The organism is Aquitalea sp. FJL05, from assembly GCF_003852595.1.
Taxonomy (GTDB): domain Bacteria; phylum Pseudomonadota; class Gammaproteobacteria; order Burkholderiales; family Chromobacteriaceae; genus Aquitalea; species Aquitalea aquatilis.
In genome coordinates this window covers 161,004-178,383 of the sequence record NZ_QAJS01000005.1, presented here as the reverse complement: position 1 = coordinate 178,383, position 17,380 = coordinate 161,004, and the positions used below count along the sequence as shown (strand labels likewise).

The 17,380-nt window shown below is 60.0% G+C and carries 17 protein-coding genes; 9 read left to right on the top strand and 8 right to left on the bottom strand.

What is annotated here, in order from left to right; translation table 11 throughout:
* Nucleotides 1-125: 125 nt before the first annotated feature.
* Nucleotides 126-2,801, bottom strand: coding sequence for a bifunctional acetate--CoA ligase family protein/GNAT family N-acetyltransferase (locus tag DBR44_RS04260; protein WP_124642375.1), 2,676 nt, complete (start codon nucleotides 2,799-2,801; stop codon nucleotides 126-128).
* 483 nt (nucleotides 2,802-3,284) lie between these two features.
* Between DBR44_RS04260 and nadA the strand changes: the two genes are divergently transcribed.
* The 6 genes from nadA (at nucleotide 3,285) to DBR44_RS19920 (ending at nucleotide 7,861) form a co-directional block, all read left to right on the top strand.
* Nucleotides 3,285-4,202 (top strand): quinolinate synthase NadA, encoded by a 918-nt coding sequence (nadA, locus tag DBR44_RS04255; protein WP_124642373.1) that lies wholly within the window; start codon nucleotides 3,285-3,287, stop codon nucleotides 4,200-4,202.
* Nucleotides 4,203-4,308: 106 nt separating this feature from the next.
* Nucleotides 4,309-5,052 carry a 5'/3'-nucleotidase SurE gene (gene surE / locus DBR44_RS04250; RefSeq protein WP_124642371.1) on the top strand — a complete coding sequence of 248 codons (744 nt, stop codon included), beginning with the start codon at nucleotides 4,309-4,311 and terminating at the stop codon, nucleotides 5,050-5,052.
* Nucleotides 5,037-5,705: a protein-L-isoaspartate(D-aspartate) O-methyltransferase gene (locus DBR44_RS04245; RefSeq protein ID WP_124642369.1), complete on the top strand. Its 669-nt coding sequence runs from the start codon at nucleotides 5,037-5,039 to the stop codon at nucleotides 5,703-5,705. The genes surE and DBR44_RS04245 overlap by 16 nt, the downstream gene beginning before the upstream one ends.
* 76 nt (nucleotides 5,706-5,781) lie before the next feature.
* Entirely contained in the window at nucleotides 5,782-6,867 is a 1,086-nt protein-coding gene (locus tag DBR44_RS04240; RefSeq protein WP_233578353.1) for a peptidoglycan DD-metalloendopeptidase family protein, read from the top strand.
* Nucleotides 6,868-6,910: 43 nt separating this feature from the next.
* Nucleotides 6,911-7,669 carry a sigma-70 family RNA polymerase sigma factor gene (locus tag DBR44_RS04235; protein WP_255424573.1) on the top strand — a complete coding sequence of 253 codons (759 nt, stop codon included), beginning with the start codon at nucleotides 6,911-6,913 and terminating at the stop codon, nucleotides 7,667-7,669.
* Complete coding sequence (locus DBR44_RS19920; RefSeq protein ID WP_255424572.1) at nucleotides 7,670-7,861, top strand: sigma factor-like helix-turn-helix DNA-binding protein; 192 nt, start codon at nucleotides 7,670-7,672, stop codon at nucleotides 7,859-7,861.
* 54 nt (nucleotides 7,862-7,915) lie between these two features.
* Here DBR44_RS19920 and DBR44_RS04230 read toward each other — a convergent pair whose 3' ends face one another.
* The 3 genes from DBR44_RS04230 to DBR44_RS04220 are packed head-to-tail and all read right to left on the bottom strand — an operon-like array spanning nucleotide 7,916 to nucleotide 11,686.
* Nucleotides 7,916-9,856, bottom strand: a complete 1,941-nt coding sequence (locus DBR44_RS04230; RefSeq protein ID WP_124642367.1) for a DUF3488 and transglutaminase-like domain-containing protein — start codon at nucleotides 9,854-9,856, stop codon at nucleotides 7,916-7,918.
* Nucleotides 9,853-10,803 (bottom strand): DUF58 domain-containing protein, encoded by a 951-nt coding sequence (locus DBR44_RS04225; RefSeq protein ID WP_124642365.1) that lies wholly within the window; start codon nucleotides 10,801-10,803, stop codon nucleotides 9,853-9,855. The genes DBR44_RS04230 and DBR44_RS04225 overlap by 4 nt, the downstream gene beginning before the upstream one ends.
* Nucleotides 10,787-11,686, bottom strand: a complete 900-nt coding sequence (locus DBR44_RS04220; RefSeq protein ID WP_124642363.1) for a MoxR family ATPase — start codon at nucleotides 11,684-11,686, stop codon at nucleotides 10,787-10,789. Before DBR44_RS04220 ends, DBR44_RS04225 begins: the two co-directional genes overlap by 17 nt.
* Before the next feature lie 95 nt (nucleotides 11,687-11,781).
* Between DBR44_RS04220 and DBR44_RS04215 the strand changes: the two genes are divergently transcribed.
* Nucleotides 11,782-12,741: a histone deacetylase family protein gene (locus DBR44_RS04215; protein ID WP_124642361.1), complete on the top strand. Its 960-nt coding sequence runs from the start codon at nucleotides 11,782-11,784 to the stop codon at nucleotides 12,739-12,741.
* 66 nt (nucleotides 12,742-12,807) lie between these two features.
* On the opposite strand, the gene plsY is transcribed toward DBR44_RS04215, so the two are convergent.
* Nucleotides 12,808-13,443 (bottom strand): glycerol-3-phosphate 1-O-acyltransferase PlsY, encoded by a 636-nt coding sequence (gene plsY, locus DBR44_RS04210; RefSeq protein ID WP_124642359.1) that lies wholly within the window; start codon nucleotides 13,441-13,443, stop codon nucleotides 12,808-12,810.
* Nucleotides 13,444-13,515: 72 nt separating this feature from the next.
* Here plsY and DBR44_RS04205 point away from each other — a divergent pair, with 72 nt between their 5' ends.
* Entirely contained in the window at nucleotides 13,516-13,875 is a 360-nt protein-coding gene (locus DBR44_RS04205) for a dihydroneopterin aldolase (RefSeq protein WP_089085860.1), read from the top strand.
* Nucleotides 13,876-13,966: 91 nt separating this feature from the next.
* Complete coding sequence (locus tag DBR44_RS04200; RefSeq protein WP_124642357.1) at nucleotides 13,967-14,395, top strand: PaaI family thioesterase; 429 nt, start codon at nucleotides 13,967-13,969, stop codon at nucleotides 14,393-14,395.
* A gap of 64 nt (nucleotides 14,396-14,459) precedes the next feature.
* Here the strand turns inward: DBR44_RS04200 and DBR44_RS04195 are convergent, their stop codons facing one another.
* The 3 genes from DBR44_RS04195 to DBR44_RS04185 all read right to left on the bottom strand — a co-directional run bounded on the left by DBR44_RS04195 (nucleotide 14,460) and on the right by DBR44_RS04185 (nucleotide 17,375).
* Nucleotides 14,460-14,846, bottom strand: coding sequence for a group II truncated hemoglobin (locus DBR44_RS04195; RefSeq protein WP_124642355.1), 387 nt, complete (start codon nucleotides 14,844-14,846; stop codon nucleotides 14,460-14,462).
* Between the two features lie 2 nt (nucleotides 14,847-14,848).
* Nucleotides 14,849-16,048 (bottom strand): formate-dependent phosphoribosylglycinamide formyltransferase, encoded by a 1,200-nt coding sequence (gene purT / locus DBR44_RS04190; protein WP_124642353.1) that lies wholly within the window; start codon nucleotides 16,046-16,048, stop codon nucleotides 14,849-14,851.
* 70 nt (nucleotides 16,049-16,118) lie between these two features.
* The gene (locus DBR44_RS04185) at nucleotides 16,119-17,375 is read right to left on the bottom strand and encodes a D-amino acid dehydrogenase (RefSeq protein ID WP_124642351.1); all 1,257 of its coding nucleotides are present in this window, start codon (nucleotides 17,373-17,375) and stop codon (nucleotides 16,119-16,121) included.
* Between the last annotated feature and the right edge of the window lie 5 nt (nucleotides 17,376-17,380).

Genomic DNA, 17,380 nt, shown 5'->3' with positions numbered 1-17,380 from the left:
TCTTGCAAGCGCTTAATACGCTTGCGGCCCGGCGTGGCCCATATCAGCAGGCAGGACGCCCCTGTTTGACGGATAAAAACCACACACCAGGGCGGTATGGGCGACCATCGGCCGCCCAAGCTGGGTTACAGGATTTTGGTGACGATGGTCAGCGCCCGGTCTTCCGGGTGGGTTTCCACGGTAAAGCCCAGCTTGTGCATCAGCTTGAGCATGCCCTTGTTGCCGGCCAGCACTTCGCCGCGCATGACCTTCAGCCCCTGCTCGCGGGCAGCATCAAACAAGGCATTCATCAGAATGTAGCCAATACCCTTGCCCTGCCACTTGTCGGCCACTTCCAGTGCGAACTCGCAGCCTTCGTTGTCCGGGTCGGTAATGAAACGCGCCACCGCCTGCTGCTCCTCGCCCTTTTCCGTCTCGCAAGTCATGGCCAGTGCCATCTCACGGTCGTAATCCAGCTGAGTGAAGCGCACCAGCATGGTCTGCGACAGCTGCTTGATACTGGACATATAGCGGTTGTAACGGCTTTCGTCGGACAGGGTCCGCACGAACTCCTGCTGCATTTCGGCATCTTCCGGCCGTACCGGGCGGATGGTGACCGGCATGCCATCGTTCAGCGTGGCACTGCGTACCATGTGCATGGGGTAAGGCATGATGGCCATGTGGCCGTAGCGCTTCACATCAGGCTTGAGCGGCTCGACGATAATGCGGGCATCCAGGGCAATGACGCCCTTCTCATCGGCCACCAGCGGATTGATATCCATCTCGCGCAGCTCGGGTAGCTCGCACACCATTTCTGACACATGCAGCAGTACGTCCACCAGTTCGTCCATGTCCACGGCCGGCAGGTTCTTGAAGGTGCCCAGCAACTGGCCGATGCGGGTCTTGCGTATCATGCTGCCCACCAGATACTGGTTGAGCGGCGGCAGCGACAAGGCGCGGTCATGCATGACTTCTACCGCGATACCGCCGGCACCAAAAGTAATCACCGGGCCAAACGAACTGTCATGCGTCACCCCGACCATCACCTCGCGGGCAAAGCGCCGCTTGCGCATGGGCTGTACCGAGATCCCATCGATACGTGCCTGCGGCATGGCCTGACGCGCGCGCTCCAGAATGCCCTGAAACGCTGCGCGCAAGGTGGCTTCGTTGCTGATGTTCAGCTCCACGCCGCCCACATCGGACTTGTAGATGATGTCCGGCGAGTCGATCTTCAGCACCACCGGATAGTGGATCTGTTCGGCCAATGCCACCGCTTCATCTTCGGTACGCGCCAGCAAGGTCGGGTTAACCGGGATGCGGAAGGCCACCAGCACTTCCTTGGATTCCCGCTCGGAGAGCACGGTGCGCCCTTCTGCCATGGCACCGGCGATGGCGGCGCGGGCGCGACTGAGATCCGGAGCCTCGCGTTTGCCCTCCAGCGGGCTGGGGGTCTGCAGCAGCAACTGTTGGTTGTGATGGTAGGAGGCGAGGTTGCGGAACACCTCGATACCATATTCCGGCGCGCGGAAATGGGCACATTTGGCTTTGGAGAACAGGTCGCGGCTTTCTGACACCTTGGCATCGCCCAGCCAGGACAGGAACATCGGCTTGCTGGATTCGCGCTGCAGGCCAATCATCAGCTGCGCCGTGGTCAGGTGGTCCGTACCTGCCTGCGGGGTGAAGATCACCAGCACCCCGTCGACATTGGGGTCATCGATACAGGCTTTCACCGCCGTGCGAAAACGCACCGGGCTGGCATCGCCGATCAAATCAATAGGGTTGCCATGCGACCAGTTGCGCGGCAAGGCATTGTTGAGCAGCTCCATGGTGGTGTCGCTCAGCTTGGCCAGCTCCACCCCGTTGGTATAAGCACTGTCGGCTGCCAGCACACCGGGGCCAATGCCGTTGGTCACGATGGCCAAGCGCTTGCCGCCAACACGGAAATTGGCCGCCAGCACCTTGGCAGCGGTAAACAATTGGGCAATGGACGACACCCGCAGCACACCGGCACGCGACAGCGCCGCGTCGAATACATCGCCACTCTCGATCAGATTGCTCGAATGTGTCACCCCGGTGACATCATCCTGATAGCGGCCAGACTTGATCACCACCACCGGCTTGGTACGGGCGGCCGCACGCAGCGCGCTCATGAAGCGGCGTGCATGATGAATGTGGTGAACATGCAACAGAATGCCCTGGGTGAAGTTATCCGCCACCAGGTAATCCAGAATCTCACCAAAATCGACATCCAGCGCCTCGCCCACCGAAATCACGCTGGAAAAACCGATGCCTTTGCTATCAGCCCAGTCCAGCATGGCGGTACACAAGGCAGACGACTGCGACACCAGCGCCATATTGCCCGGGCGCACCTTGCTGGTGTAGTTGGTGGCATTGAAACCAGCCACCGGTCGCATCAAGCCCAGCACATTCGGCCCCAGCACCCGGATGCCGTAATGGCGGGCAATGGAGACCGATTCATTGAGAATCTCCCGCTCCAGCTGTTCGCTGTCGGAAAACTCCTTGGCCAGCAACACCGCCTTGATGCCCTTCTTGCCACAATCCTTGATGATGGCCGGCAGGGTGCGGATAGCCGTACATATCACGGCCATGTCGATGGCCGGTTCGATCAGTCGCACCGAAGGAACGGCCGGAATGCCACCGACTACTTTGTGATTGAGGTTGACCGGAAACAGCTTGCCTTGAAAATTGCCTGCCAACAGGTTGGCAAACACGGCCTGACCGATGGACCCCGGGGTATCGCTGGCACCGACAACCGCGACATTACGCGGCGAAAAGAGCGAAGTAAGGTAGTGAGGCCTCATGGCAGCGGTTCCAGTTCTGTTGAATCAAGCAATAAAGCATCGTCAAGCGGCCTTGCCGGGTAGGGTGGCAGCCAGCGGGCGAAATACCGTTGTGGCACAGCAGCTTGCGTTAACAAGGCAGCCATTATTTTCCAATCATGTTGCGACAGTATTGTGCAATGCACAATAAGGAGTAACGATAATACAAACCCCCGTCGCAAACTGCTGCACAGGGCAGCCCCTATTCAGGAACTGGCTAGCCACGCTCAGCAGCCACTCATCCTGCCGCAAACATCACTATGTCATGTTGACTTCAGGCAAGCAGGCTACAAATGAATTTTATAGCAAAGACCAACAGCAACTGACGGACACAAGGCGGCTTTACTGGTGGTAATCGCACTGCAATATTGCTAACCTTGCCTGCTTGGCAACCCACAGGCGTTGCATCGCAACATATTCATTCAGCCCACCTGCTGCACGCTGGCGGGCAGGAGTCAGCTCATCATGACGAAGCGCGTCGTCACCCTTGCCCACTACTACACTCAGCCAGAAATCCAGCAGATGGCTGACAAGGTGGGAGACAGCCTGGAGCTGTCCTTGTATGCCAAAGAAGCCAATGCCGACATTATCGTATTTGCCGGCGTCCGCTTCATGGCTGAAACCGCCAAAATCCTCAATCCGCAGGCCGAAGTCATCCTGCCCGATGCCGGCTCGACCTGTTCGCTGGTGACCCAGACCGATGTCACGGCACTCAAGGCCTGGCGCGAAAGCCATCCCGATCACGTCCATGTGTCGTACATCAACTCCAGTGCCGAACACAAAGCCTTGTCGGACTGGATTGTTACCAGCCGCAATGTGGACGACATCATTGCCCACCTGTATGCCGAAGGCAAAAAGGTTATCTTTTCGCCGGATCGCAATATGGGCGGTTATCTGAACGACCAGTACGGCTACGACATGCCGCTGTGGTCTGCCGTGTGCGAAGTGCACGACAAGTTCAACGAAGCCGCACTGGACGAAGCCTTTGCCGCCGCCAGCGGTGAAAAATACCTGATCGCCCACCCGGAAAGCCCGCTGCCTGTACTGAAGAAGGCCGATTATGTCGGCTCCACCTCGGGCATGCTGAACTGGGTGAAAGCCTTCAAGGGTGATAGCAAGGCCGTCATTTTCGTCGCCACCGAAGACGGCATTCTGTACAACATGGGGCTGGCGCGTCCCGATCTCGATCTGCGCCAGGCGCCGATCTACGCTGGCTGCCAGTGCAACTCCTGTCCCTACATGAAGATGAATACCATTGAGGCAGTCAAACGCGCCCAACAAGGCGAGGGCCTGCGCATCGACTATCTGACAAGCGCACAGATGGATGCCGCCCGCATCCCCATCGAGCGCATGCTGGATTTCAGCCAGCGCTACTACGCCTGATCATGCAAACCCGCTACGGCGGGTTTTTCTTTGTCTGTCATGCCGCTACGGTTTTCCACAGCGCCACGGCAGCGATACAATCAGGCGTCCAACCTGGAAGCACAGCATGAAGTTCCTGATCAGCAATGATGACGGCTATTTTTCCCCAGGGATCCGTACCCTGGCTGAAACCCTGTCCCGTCATGGAGAGGTTGTCGTCGTGGCCCCCGAGCGAGACCGCAGCGGGGCCAGCAATTCGCTGACACTGGACAGACCGCTCACCGTACGCCAGGCCGCCAACGGCTTTCACTATGTCAATGGCACACCCACCGACTGTGTGCATCTGGCGGTAACCGGCCTGCTGGACTTCCGCCCCGACATGATTTTCAGTGGCATCAACCACGGCCCCAATATGGGCGACGACACTATCTATTCCGGCACAGTCGCCGCAGCCACCGAAGGCTTCCTGCTCGGCATTCCCTCGGTTGCCATCTCCTTGGCCGGCTACAGCGGCCAGCACTTTGCCAGCGCCGCCCTGGTGGTCGACCAACTGGTAAGGCGCTGTAAAGAGCAAGCTTTTGCCCAGCCGGTGCTACTCAATGTCAATGTCCCGGATGTACCACCAGAGGAGCTGCAAACCATGCAGGTCACCCGGCTGGGACGCCGCCATCATGCCGAACCGGTAATCAAAGCAAAGAATCCGCGCGGAGAGACGATATACTGGGTGGGACCTGTCGGCAGCGCACAAGATGCCGGCCCAGGCACCGACTTCGCCGCCATCGCGGGCAAACACGTGTCTCTTACCCCGCTGATGCTCGACCTAACCGCTTTCGGCCAACTGGACGGAATCAACACATGGCTTCATCCGTGACACAAGACAGTCAGGCTTATGGCATGCTGTCCGATCGAACCCGCAAGCGCATGGTAGAACGCTTGCGCCAGGCTGGCGTACAGGACGAGCGCGTGCTCAATGCCATGTCCGAAGTCCCACGCCACCTGTTCGTCGATCAGGCTCTGGCCACCCGCGCCTATGACGATGTGTCCCTCCCCATCGGCCACGGCCAGACCATCTCGCAGCCACATACCGTGGCCCGGATGACCGAAATCCTGCTGGCCGGGCGCAAGCCGGGGAAAATACTGGAAATCGGTACCGGCTGCGGCTATCAGACCGCAGTACTGTTGAAGACCGGAGCCGAGGTCTATTCCATTGAACGACTTGGCGTCCTGCTGGACAAAGCAAGACGCAATCTGCGGGCAGCCAAGCTGGTGCACGCCCGGCTGGTGCACGGTGATGGCCATTTCGGACTGGCAGAAGCGGCTCCGTTCGAAGGCATCATCATGACCGCCGCTGCACGCAACATTCCGGAAGCACTGGTAGAACAAATGGCGGAAGGCGGGCGTCTGATCATGCCCGTTGGCGAAACTGAACAGCATTTGTGGTTGCTGGAGAAGACTGCGCAAGGCTTGCAAAAGACCCGGCTAGACCCGGTGAAGTTTGTCCCATTATTGCCCGGCCGTAACTAACTCTTGCAAAAACGACACATATAACCCATCAAATGGTTTACAAAACCCAACTAACTGACATATAAAATCTCCAGGCATGCATAAACAGCATTCAAAGCGTTGGCTTGCGGCGTCATTGACAGCCGCCGTTCTTACCGGTTGCAGCAGCATGGCGCAACAAGCAGCGCCGGTAGAATCCGCCCGCCCGACCCAGGTCGCCGCAGGTACAACCATCAGCAAATCTGCTCCCGCGCCGGTCGCGGAAGTAGCGGTAGCCAGCCCCTATCAGAGCAGTGGCAGCCTGGCTGCCAAACCGATGCTGTCTGGCGCTGGCGAAAAGACCCACGTGGTACAACCAGGTGAAAACCTGTTCCGTATCTCGCTGAACAACGGACTGAAATTCAAGGATGTCGCTGCATGGAATAATCTGCAGGACACCAATATCAAGGTCGGTCAGGTTTTGCGGCTGACGCCACCGGACTCAGCCGGCAGTGTGGCACCGCAAACTGCGGTCAAAACACCGGAAACTGTAGTGCAGCAAAGTTCGCGTAATACAGCTGTAGTAGAAAATGGCAATCCGGCAGCAGGTGGCAAGAACTATCCCAAAGCACTCAAACTGCCCTACTCGGAAGACGCAGCGCGTAGCCTGGCACAACAGAGCGAAGGCAGTTCCGGCAAAAAAAATGCCATCAGCAAGAACAACAGCACTTCAGCTCCGGTAGCACAAGCCGATAAAAAGGACAGTAGCTCCCCAGCGGCAGTATCGGAAAATAAGAACAAAATAGAAGAAAAATCCCAGGCCGCAGTAGGCGAAGACGCAGTCGCCTGGATCTGGCCGACTGAAGGCAAGGTCATCCGCACCTACTCGGACAGCAATAAAGGGCTGGATATCAGTGGCCGCACAGGTCAGGCCGTCATCGCAGCCGGCGATGGCAAAGTGGTATACAGCGGAAATGGCTTGAGGGGCTACGGCAAGCTCATCATCATCAAACACAACAAAACATTCTTGTCGGCTTACGCACATAACAGCCAGTTACTGGTGAAGGAGGGGCAAAGTGTCAAGAAAGGGCAGAAGATTGCCGAAATGGGCAATACCGATGCCGACCAGGTAAAACTGCATTTCGAGATCCGCCGTTTCGGGAAACCGGTAGATCCGATGCAGTACCTAGACAACAAATCCTGAGCAGGGGTATTTCCCCCTGCAAGGAACCACCGTAGCGGGGGGAATGATGAGTCAAGACAGCGATATCCTTGAAGAAGAGGAAGTTCTTGAAGAAGAGGCCGCAGAAGAAGCAGCTGCCGAAGCAGATGCCGAAGAAGCGGCTGAGCGTCAAAGTGTTACCGAAGAGGTAGCAGATGTCACCCAGATCTATCTGAACGACATCGGCAACAATGCCTTGCTGACACCGGCCCAGGAGCTGGCGCTGGCTCGACGTGTAGTGGCTGGCGAGTTTGAAGCCCGGCAGAAGATGATCGAGCACAATCTGCGCCTGGTGGTAAACATCGCCAAGCACTACATCAACCGCGGCCTTGCCCTGCTCGATCTGATCGAAGAAGGCAATATCGGTCTGATGCACGCACTGGAAAAGTTCGACCCGGAACGCGGTTTCCGCTTCTCCACCTACGCAACCTGGTGGATCCGGCAGAGCATCGAGCGCGCCATCATGAACCAGTCGCGCACCATCCGCCTGCCGGTGCATGTCATCAAGGAGCTCAACGTCTATCTGCGCGCTTCGCGCCATCTGGAAAGCCAGATCGGCCGGGAACCGACGCTGGACGAAATCGCCCACTTGGTCGGCAAACCGGTTGAAGATGTGCGCAAGGTGATGAACCTGAATGAGCGCATGGCCTCGCTGGATGCACCGCTGGATATCGATCCCATGCTGTCGATTGGCGAATCGATCCCGGACGAGCAGCATGAAGAGCCGGAAATCCAGTTGCATAACAGCCAGCTGGAAATGTTTGTCAAAGACTGGCTGTCTTAGTTGAACGAGAAACAGTGCATGGTGATTGAACGCCGCTATGGCCTGAATGGCCATGAGATCTGCACGCTGGAAGAACTGGCCGCCGCCTTGAACCTGACCCGTGAGCGTGTGCGGCAGATTCAGATCGAAGGGCTGGAGCAATTGCGCCGCATCCTGCGCCGCAAGGGCATTTCCCGCGACTTCCTGCTGTAAGTCCGCCACGCGGCACATCAGCATGCTTCAGCCCCGCCCCCAGGCGGGGCTGTTTCATTGGCGCCCCGGCCGGAAGGCTTTGACCCGTCGTAGCCACTGCTTGGCCTGTTGCTGCCGCGCGGGCTGCCGATAACGCATGGCAGCATATTCTTTCAGCAAGGCCTTGAGCTGGCGGTAATCAGGCTCAGACAAGCGGCGAGCCTTGTTCAATATATCCAGCGGACCATCACTGTCCACCACCACGATCTTCATGCTGGCAAGAGCCTGTACCAACCGCTGCCGTCCCTGCTGCAAGGGTGAACCCGAGCGCTGCCGACGCCACAGTAGCAACAAGGGCAGACAGGCCAGTCCGCCGCCTATCAGCACCGCCCGCAATACTGCGCCACTGTCGACCTGCTCACCCAGCCCTAGCCAGCGATACAGATTAAGCTGCTTGCCGGCATCATAGCCCACTACCCATTGCTGCCAGGCAAAGCCGGCAGCCTGCCAGTTTTGCTGCACGCGCAGCAACCAGGAGGGCATGCTGCGCCCCAGCCCGGGCAGCTGCGGCTGCATGGCGGGGATGCTCTGGCTGACGCCCTGTACCACCCGGTCAGGCGCTACCGCCGCCGTTGGGTCTACCCGCAGCCATTCGCCAGTCTCTGCCAGCCAGACTTCCACCCAGGCATGCGCATCGGATGACTTGACCTGCCAGAACTGCCCCACCGGATTGAACTGTCCCCCTTGGTAGCCCGTGACAATGCGTGCGGGCATCCCGGCTGAGCGCGCCATGAAAGCCAGTGCCGAAGCATAGTGCTCACAGAACCCCTTTCGACTGGAGAACATGAATTGATCAATCCCGTCCTCGCTGTTGAGCAACGGCGGCTGCAAAGTGTAGGAAAAGCCGCCCAAGCGGAAATATTGCAAGGCGGCGCGGACAAAGCCGGCTCCGTCTCCGCCCTGTGCACGCCACTGCAAGGCCAGTTGGCGGCTGGCTGGATTACCCGGTGGCAGATGGCGGTAGAAATCCTGATCAGCCGGGCTGAGCACGGTACGGTAATGGGCGGCCAGCAGGCTTTGTGCCTGAAAGCGGAATAGCTCGTCGCCATCACGCGCCAGCTTGAAGAGATTACCCGGCTCCAGCGTACCGCCAGCAGGAGCCGCCACCGTGTACTCCAGCAGCGGCAGGCGCGATTTGGCGGGCTTGCCCGTCAGGCTGTAAGACACGTAGTGGCCACCCTGCCACTGCACGGTCTCACTGCCCAGGCCACGGACATTCTGCCAGCGCCGCCCATCAAAATCATCAAAGATCATGATGCGCCAATACATTTCGCTGACAGCGGGAGCCGGCCCGGCAAACACCACTGAAAATGCCGGCTCCTGCTGCTGCACCAACTGGCTGATACTACCCGGCTCCATGCTGTCGGACAGTCCGGTGCTGGCGACATGCTGGTCGTGTGGCATGCTCCACAACGGCCCGGGCAAACGCGGCATCACCACAAACAGAACCAGCATCAATGGCAGTGCTAATGCCAGCGCCTGCATGGCACTGCGCAGGCTGCCTTTCACCATTTCCCCGGACAGGATCAGCATGGCCCAGGTCAGCGCCAGCAGGCTGATGGCCAGCCATACCGCAGCAAGCGGCGACTGATCAAACAACAAGGGCATGGCAGCCAGGAAGAAGCCCAGTGCCAGCAGCACCTGCCAGTCGCGCTGCTGACGCGACTCGAAACTCTTGAAGCCCAGCAGCAAGATCAGCAAGGCGGCACCACCTTCGCGTCCCACCAGCGTGTTCAGGCTCAGCCATAGCCCGCCCACCGCCAGCAGCAGCAAAGGTAGCAGCAGATAGAGCGAGGGCATGGCCGCCTGCCGGCGCAGCAATACAGCCCGCAAAGCCAGCATGCACAGCACCAGCAGGGGCAACCACACAGGCAAGAACAGCAGCAGTGGCAAGATGACCAGTGCTAGGGCCAGCAATACGGCCATTTCACCTTGTCGCAAGAGTGATTTGATCATGAGGGCCGCTTGAACTCCGCCAATGCTGCCAGCGCCAGCTCACGCTGCTGTGGCTGCGGTTCGATCACCACTCCCGGCAAATGCAGACGGTAATGCTGGCCGGCTTTTTCACATTGCTGCACCCGCCAGCACAAACGGGACAGCCGGCTCTCCATATCAACGGCTGCCGGATAATCCTGCCAGGCCAGCTGGCGTATCGACTGGCCTCTGGGTTGGCTGGCAAAGCGTTTGCTCACCAGCACATCACGCCGTGCCAGCACGCTCCAGGCAATCTGCCGCGGCGTATCTCCCTGCCGGTATTCGGCCAGGTGCGAAAAATCTTCTTCATCATCCCCGCTCTGCCGGCCACTGCCTTGCTCACTATGCAGATCATTACGCTCCCGATCCGGCATAGGTAGAGGATAGGCCAGTACATGGCCATCCGGTCGCAGCCAGGCAAACGCCCGCATCAGACCGAATGGTGCAGTGCTCCACAACTGCAAAGCCGGGTAGCCATGACGCCCACGGCGAGCCAGCAACAAGGGCAGCGCCAGCGACTGGCTGCTGCTGGCAGCCAGCAGACAGGACAAGGGTTCGCCGCCCTGCCCGGCGCGCAATTGCAAGCGGCGAGCCAGCGCAGAATCATTGTCCAGCTGTATCCGGCAATCAGCACTCTGCCCGACAAATACCCCCTCGCCGGGCAGCACTGTCCAATTCAGCCCGGACAACTGCCGGTAAGCCATCAGCACGGCAACCAGCATCAGGCCGATGATCCAGAACGCCAGGGCATAGGCCAGACTGACCGCATAATTGAGCGCCCCCACCCATACCGCCAGCGCCACCACCAACAGCAGCAAGCCAAAGCGCGTAGGCAGCAGATAGATACGCCTCTGCCCCAGCCGTCCACCATGCTCCAATGGCAGGCGGCTCAGCAGCCAGCGCTGCAGCGCCTTACGGAATGGCAACATGATCCAGCAGCTTGTTCAGGCTACCCAGCGCATCACCGCTCAAACCCAGCCGGTGGCCGGCCACATGGGGAAAGATTGCCTTCACATCTTCCGGCAATACATGATCGCGCCCTTCCAGCAAAGCCCAGGCCCTGGCCGCAGCCAGCAGCGCCAGACCAGCGCGCGGGCTAAGCCCGGTCAGATAGCTGCGCTCCTGCCGGGTCGCCTGCAACAAGGCCAGCACGTAATCGGCCAGATCGGGAGTCACGGTCAGCGCGGCCGCCTTTTTTTGCAACAACAGCAAGTCTGTTGCCGTCAGGCCGGCACTGATATCGGCCAGCAAGCTACGCCGGTCCTGCCCCAGCAACAGGGCACGTTCGGCCTCTGGCGGTGGATAACCCAGCGAAATGCGCATCAGAAAGCGGTCCAGTTGCGACTCGGGCAGGGGGAAAGTGCCCAGCTGTTCGGACGGGTTCTGCGTGGCGATGACGAAAAACGGCGTGGGCAGCGGATGGCTTTCGCCATCGATGGAAACCTGGTGTTCCTCCATGGCTTCCAGCAAGGCGGACTGCACCTTGGGCGAGGCACGGTTGATTTCATCCGCCAGCAGCAACTGACTGAACACCGGCCCCTGATGGAAGCGGAAGCTGCCGGTTTCACGCTGATAGATGTTGACGCCGAGGATGTCGGCCGGCAGCAGGTCACTGGTGAACTGCACCCGCTGGTAATGCAGGCCCAGCACGGCGGCCAGCCCATGCGCCAGCGTGGTTTTACCCACCCCGGGCAAATCTTCGATAAGCAGGTGACCACGGGCGATCAGGCAGGCCAGCGCCAGCCGGATGGCACGTGGCTTGCCCAGAATTAGTGTGTTCAGTTGACGATAGGCAAGGCTGAGTGATTGCATTTGGACCCGGTTGCGCGCAGTATTTATCGAAAAGACATAAAGATAAAACTCGCGTCCATTGTACGCAAACAATCGTACGCAACAAGGAAACGCTCGTGTTCACTTGGCTAAAAAACCGTCTACAGAGAAATGGACTCACTGCCTACATCACCCATCCCGTCTGCCTGCAGCACAATATGGGGGTAGGCCACCCGGAATGCCCGGAGCGGCTGATTGCCATCAGGGATCAACTGATGGCCGCGCAAATCTACGACAGCCTGCATGAAGTCGAAGCACCGGCAGTGACCGAGCAGCAACTGGCCCGTGTCCATCCGCCACGCTACGTGGAATATATCGAAGCTTGTTCACCAAGCGTCGGCACCTTCCGCATGGACCCGGACACCGCCATGGCACCCGGCACCCTATCGGCAGCGCGCCACGCTGCCGGCGCGGTGATCAAGGCAGTGGAACTGGTGTGCGAAGACAAGGCACCCAATGCCTTCTGCGCCATTCGTCCGCCGGGCCACCATGCCGAGCACGACAAGGCCATGGGCTTCTGCTTTTTCAACAATATTGCCGTCGGCATCGCCCATGCGCTGTCCACCTACAAGTTTGAACGGGTGGCGGTGATCGACTTCGACGTGCATCACGGCAATGGCACCGAAGACATCTTCCGCGACGACCCGCGGGTGATGATGGTGTCCATCTTCCAGCACCCCTTCTACCCCTACTGTGGCGACAATCCGGTGGGAGCGAACATGGTGAACGTGCCGCTCAAGGCCGGCAGTACCGGTCGCGAGTTCCGCGAAGTGGTGGAAAACGTCTGGCTGCCCAGTCTGCACGACTTCAAGCCGCAGATGATCTTCATCTCTGCCGGTTTTGATGCCCACCGCGAGGACGACATGGGCTCGCTTGGTCTGGTGGAAGCCGACTACGAGTGGGTAACCCGCCATCTGATGCAGATTGCCGACCAGTACGCCGATGGCCGCATCGTATCGGTGCTGGAAGGCGGCTACGACCTGTCCTCGCTGGCGCGCAGCGTGACAGCCCACGTCAAGGTGCTGTCGGACGGTTAACCCCCATCTGGCAGAAAAAAGAAAAAGCCACCAATACGGTGGCTTTTTGTTTGGCTGGATAACACATTAACTGCCGTTCTTCTCCGTCTTGCCTGCTTTCTCGCCGATCCTGCCTTCCTGACCGGTCAGCAGCTTGATCAGATTGGACTTGTGACGATGAATCACCAGGATGGCAATGATGATGCAAGTACCGAAATACGGCGAAGCCGGGCCGGTGATGAAATAGGCATACACCGGCACCATCACGCAGGCGACAATGGCGGATAGCGAAGAAATCTTCACCACAAAGGCCATGAACAGCCAGGTGGCGATGGCCGCCAGCGCCAGCCAGACATTGAAACCGAACAAGACCCCCACGGCAGTGGCGACGCCCTTGCCGCCCTTGAAGCCGAAGAATACCGGCCACATATGGCCGATCAGCACGGCCAGCGCCGACATGGCAATGGCTTGCTCGCCCAGGCCGTAGCGTGGACCAAACCAGGCCGTCAGTGCCACGGCCACCCAGCCCTTGGCCCCGTCACCCAGCAGGGTGAGTACGGCGGCAATCTTCTTGCCGGAACGCAGGACATTGGTGGCGCCGGGGTTGCCGGAACCATAGCTGCGCGGGTCTGCCATGCCCATGGCTTTGCTTACGATGACGGCAAAGGACAGGGAGCCCAGCAGGTAGGCCGCAACAACGAAGGCAAAAGCTGTCGTGGTCATGGTGTATCCATTAGAATAGAAGGCTTCGGATTTTACGGTATCGGGCGACAAAGCCCAACTCCCGGCATACAGATGGATATCATTTTCCTGCGCGAAGTGCGCGCTGACACCATTATCGGTGTTTATGAGTGGGAGCGGAAAAATCCGCAGACCATCGAAATCGACCTGGAAATCGGCATTCCCAGCGAGGTGCCCTGTCACAGCGACAATATCGGCGACACCATCCACTACGGCGTGGTGGTGGAGCGCTTGCGCAAAGCCCTGTCCGAGCAGCACTTCCTGCTGCTGGAAGCGCTGGCCGAATACATCGCCAAGGTGATCCGCGAAGACTTTGGTGCACCCTGGGTACAGGTGTCGGTGACCAAGCTGGGCATTCTGCCCGGCGTGCGCCGCGTAGGCGTATTGATCGAGCGCGGCCACCGCCCGCGCTGAGGCTGGCTCGCCCCGGTATGGGGTGTTGCAACAGATTGACGTTAACGTAACTGTCATGCACCATGCAAGGACCATTTCCGAGGTCCGTCGCATGAGCCAGATCAGCGTTGCAGAATTCCAGTCCTTGATCGACAGCGAGCTGCCGCTGGTCAAGCTGTTCGGCATGCGTACTGAAGCCATCGGCCATGGCCGCGCCCGCCTGCGCATGCACTTCAACCCCGACTTGATCCGCCCCGGCGGCACAATTGCCGGCCCGGCGCTGATGGCTCTTGCCGATGCCACCCTCTACGCCGTGGTGCTGGGCATGATAGGCAAGGTGGAGCTGGCAGTCACCACCAGCCTGAATATCAACTTCCTGCGCAAACCACCGCAGGCAGATGTGATTGCCGAAGGCCGCATCCTCAAGCTGGGCAAACGGCTGGCAGTAGGCGAAGTACTGTTGTACTCGGAGGGCAATGACGAGCCAGTTGCCCATGTCACCGGCACCTACTCCATCCCGCCCCACCCTGCGATCAAATAAAACAGCCCCCTGCCGACGACTGTCATGCAGGGGGCTGATACAACTGGCCACCAAGGCCTGTTGGCTATTCTTCCTGATTGCGCATGAAATCCGCCGTGTTGTAGAAGGCTTCCAGCAGCTTGGCCTTGAGCCAGTCTTCCACCAGCAGTTCATTCACTGCCTGAGTCATGCACTGCATCCACTGGTCACGCATGGGACCATCCACCGCAAACGGCATGTGGCGCATACGCAGGCGCGGATGGCCAAATTTTTCCATGTACAGCCCCGGGCCACCCAGCCAGCCGGACAGGAACATGAACAGCTTCTCGCGTGAGCCGGCCAGATCAGCCGGATGCATATCGCGCAATACCTTGACCGAAGGGTCGCTATCCATGATGTCGTAGAAGCGATTGGTGAGCCAGCGCACCACACCTTCGCCCCCCATCAGCTGATAAGGCGTCATATCCTGCATGCTCACCCCTTCACCGGCAGTACCAGCGACGCGGCCAGACGGGCGCGTTCGCGGGCGGTTTCCACATGATCGGCCTGAGCCACGGCCACACCCATGCGGCGGCGGATAAAGCTTTCCGGCTTGCCAAACAGGCGCAGATCCGCCCCCGGCACGGCCAGCGCATCGGCCACGCCCTCGAAGGCAATACCCTGCTCTTCCATGCCACCATAGATCACGGCCGAAGCACCGGTGCTGCGCAGCGTGGCATCCACCGGCAGGCCCAGAATGGCACGGGCATGCAGTTCGAACTCGGAGAAACGTTGGGTCGCCAGCGTTACCAGCCCGGTATCGTGCGGGCGCGGGCTGACTTCGGAGAACCACACCTGATCGCCCTTGACGAACAATTCCACACCAAACAGGCCACGGCCACCCAGCGCATCGGTCACGGCCTTGGCCATTTCACGGGCGCGCAGCAAGGCCAGCTCATTCATCGGCTGCGGCTGCCAGCTTTCCACATAATCACCGTTTCTTTGCAGATGGCCGATGGGCTCACAGAAATGGGTCGCGATGCCACCAGCTCCATCGCTGGCACGTACCGTCAGCAAGGTGATTTCGTAATCGAAATCGATGAAGCCTTCCACAATGACCCGCCCCTTGTCGACGCGACCGGCACTGACGGCATATTCCCATGCCTTGGCCACATCATCCGGGCCACGCAGCAGCGATTGGCCCTTGCCACTGGACGACATCACCGGCTTCACCAGGCAGGGGTAGCCGATACCGGCATCAATGGCCTGTTGCAACTCATCCAGCGAGGAGGCAAAGGCAAACGGCGAAGTGGGCAGGCCCAGCTCGTCTGCCGCCAGGCAGCGGATACCCTCACGGTTCATGGTGAGGTTGGTGGCACGGGCGGTGGGGATCACCTCGGCCAGACCATCCGCCTCGATGCGCAGCAGCTCTTCGGTGGCGATGGCTTCGATTTCCGGCACGATCAGATGCGGGCGCCGCTGCTCCACCAGGGCACGCAGCGCGGCGGCATCCGCCATGTCGATCACATGACTGCTGTGCGCCACCTGCATGGCCGGCGCGTCCGCATAGCGGTCCACCGCGATGGTTTCCACGCCCAGGCGCTGCAGCGCGATGACAACTTCCTTGCCCAGTTCGCCACTGCCCAGCAGCATGACACGCAGCGCGCTGGCGCTGAGCGGGGTTCCGATACGCATGGTCCGGCTCCAGAATGTATAGTCCAGGCGCGCATTTTATCATCTGTCGCCCGGCTACCGCTGTTCTGGATCAATCCCCCTGAAAACGGAAGGCAATGGCCGGCGTACGACCGCTGATGATTTCCGCCAGCGCCCGGCCGCTACCCGCGCCTTCCGTCCAGCCCAGCGTGCCATGCCCGGTATTGAGATAGAGATTGGCATAGCGGCTGCGGCCAATCAGCGGCACATTGCCCGGCGTGGCCGGCCGCAGGCCGCTCCAGAACTCAGCCGCGTCCCAGTCGGCCACATCCGGCATCAGCGCCTGTCCACGCTTGAGCAGGGCCTGACAGCGCACCGCATTCAGGCTGCTGGAATAACCCGCCAGCTCGGCCGTGCCGGCAATGCGCAGACGCGAGCCCAGCCGGGAGATCACCACCTTGTAGGCTTCGTCGGTAATGCTGGTGGTTGGCGCGCTGGCCGGGTCGCGCAGCGGCAAGGTGGCGGAATAGCCTTTCCATGGGTAGATCGGCAGGCGGATGCCCAGAGGTGCCGCCAGCAGCGGTGAATAGCTGCCCAGCGCCAGCACGTAGGCATCGGCAGTCACCCGGCTGTAGTTGCCTGCCGGCAGGTTGACGGAGACGCCGCTGATGCGCCCGCCGGCGGTTTCCAGCGCGTTGATGCGGGTATTGAAGCGAAACTCCACCCCGGCACGCGCGGCATGTTCGGCCATGGCACAGCTATACAGATGCACATCGCCCGATTCGTCCGATGGGCAGTAGCTGGCCCCGGCCAGCGCTGGGGCGATGCCAGCCAGCGCCGGTTCGATGCGCGCCAGTTGTTCGCGACTGATGATGTGCTTGTCCATGCCCAGCGCCTGCATCTGGCTGGCGACATGGGCCGCTTCATCCAGCTGCTGCTGGGTATGAAACAAGGACACGATGCCACGGGTCTGCTGCTGGTAGTCCAGCCCCAGTTCGGCGCGCAGCAGCTGCAGAGTCTCGCGACTATAGCGCCCCAGGGCCAGCATCTGCCGCATATTGTGCTCGGCCCGGCTGCCACGGCACTCCAGCAGAAATTGCCAGCACCAGCGCCATTGCGTCGGGTCCAGCCGCATGCGAAACAACAGCGGCGCATCATCCCGCAACAGCCACTTGATGATTTGCCACGGTGCCGACGGATTGGCCCAGGGTTCGGACTGGCTGACCGAAATCTGCCCGCCATTGGCAAAGCTGGTTTCCCGCGCCGGCCCGCACGCGCGATCCAGCACCACCACCTCATGCCCTGCCCGGGCCAGAAACCAGGCGGTGGACACCCCCACCACGCCAGACCCCAGCACTGCTACCTTCATGTCGA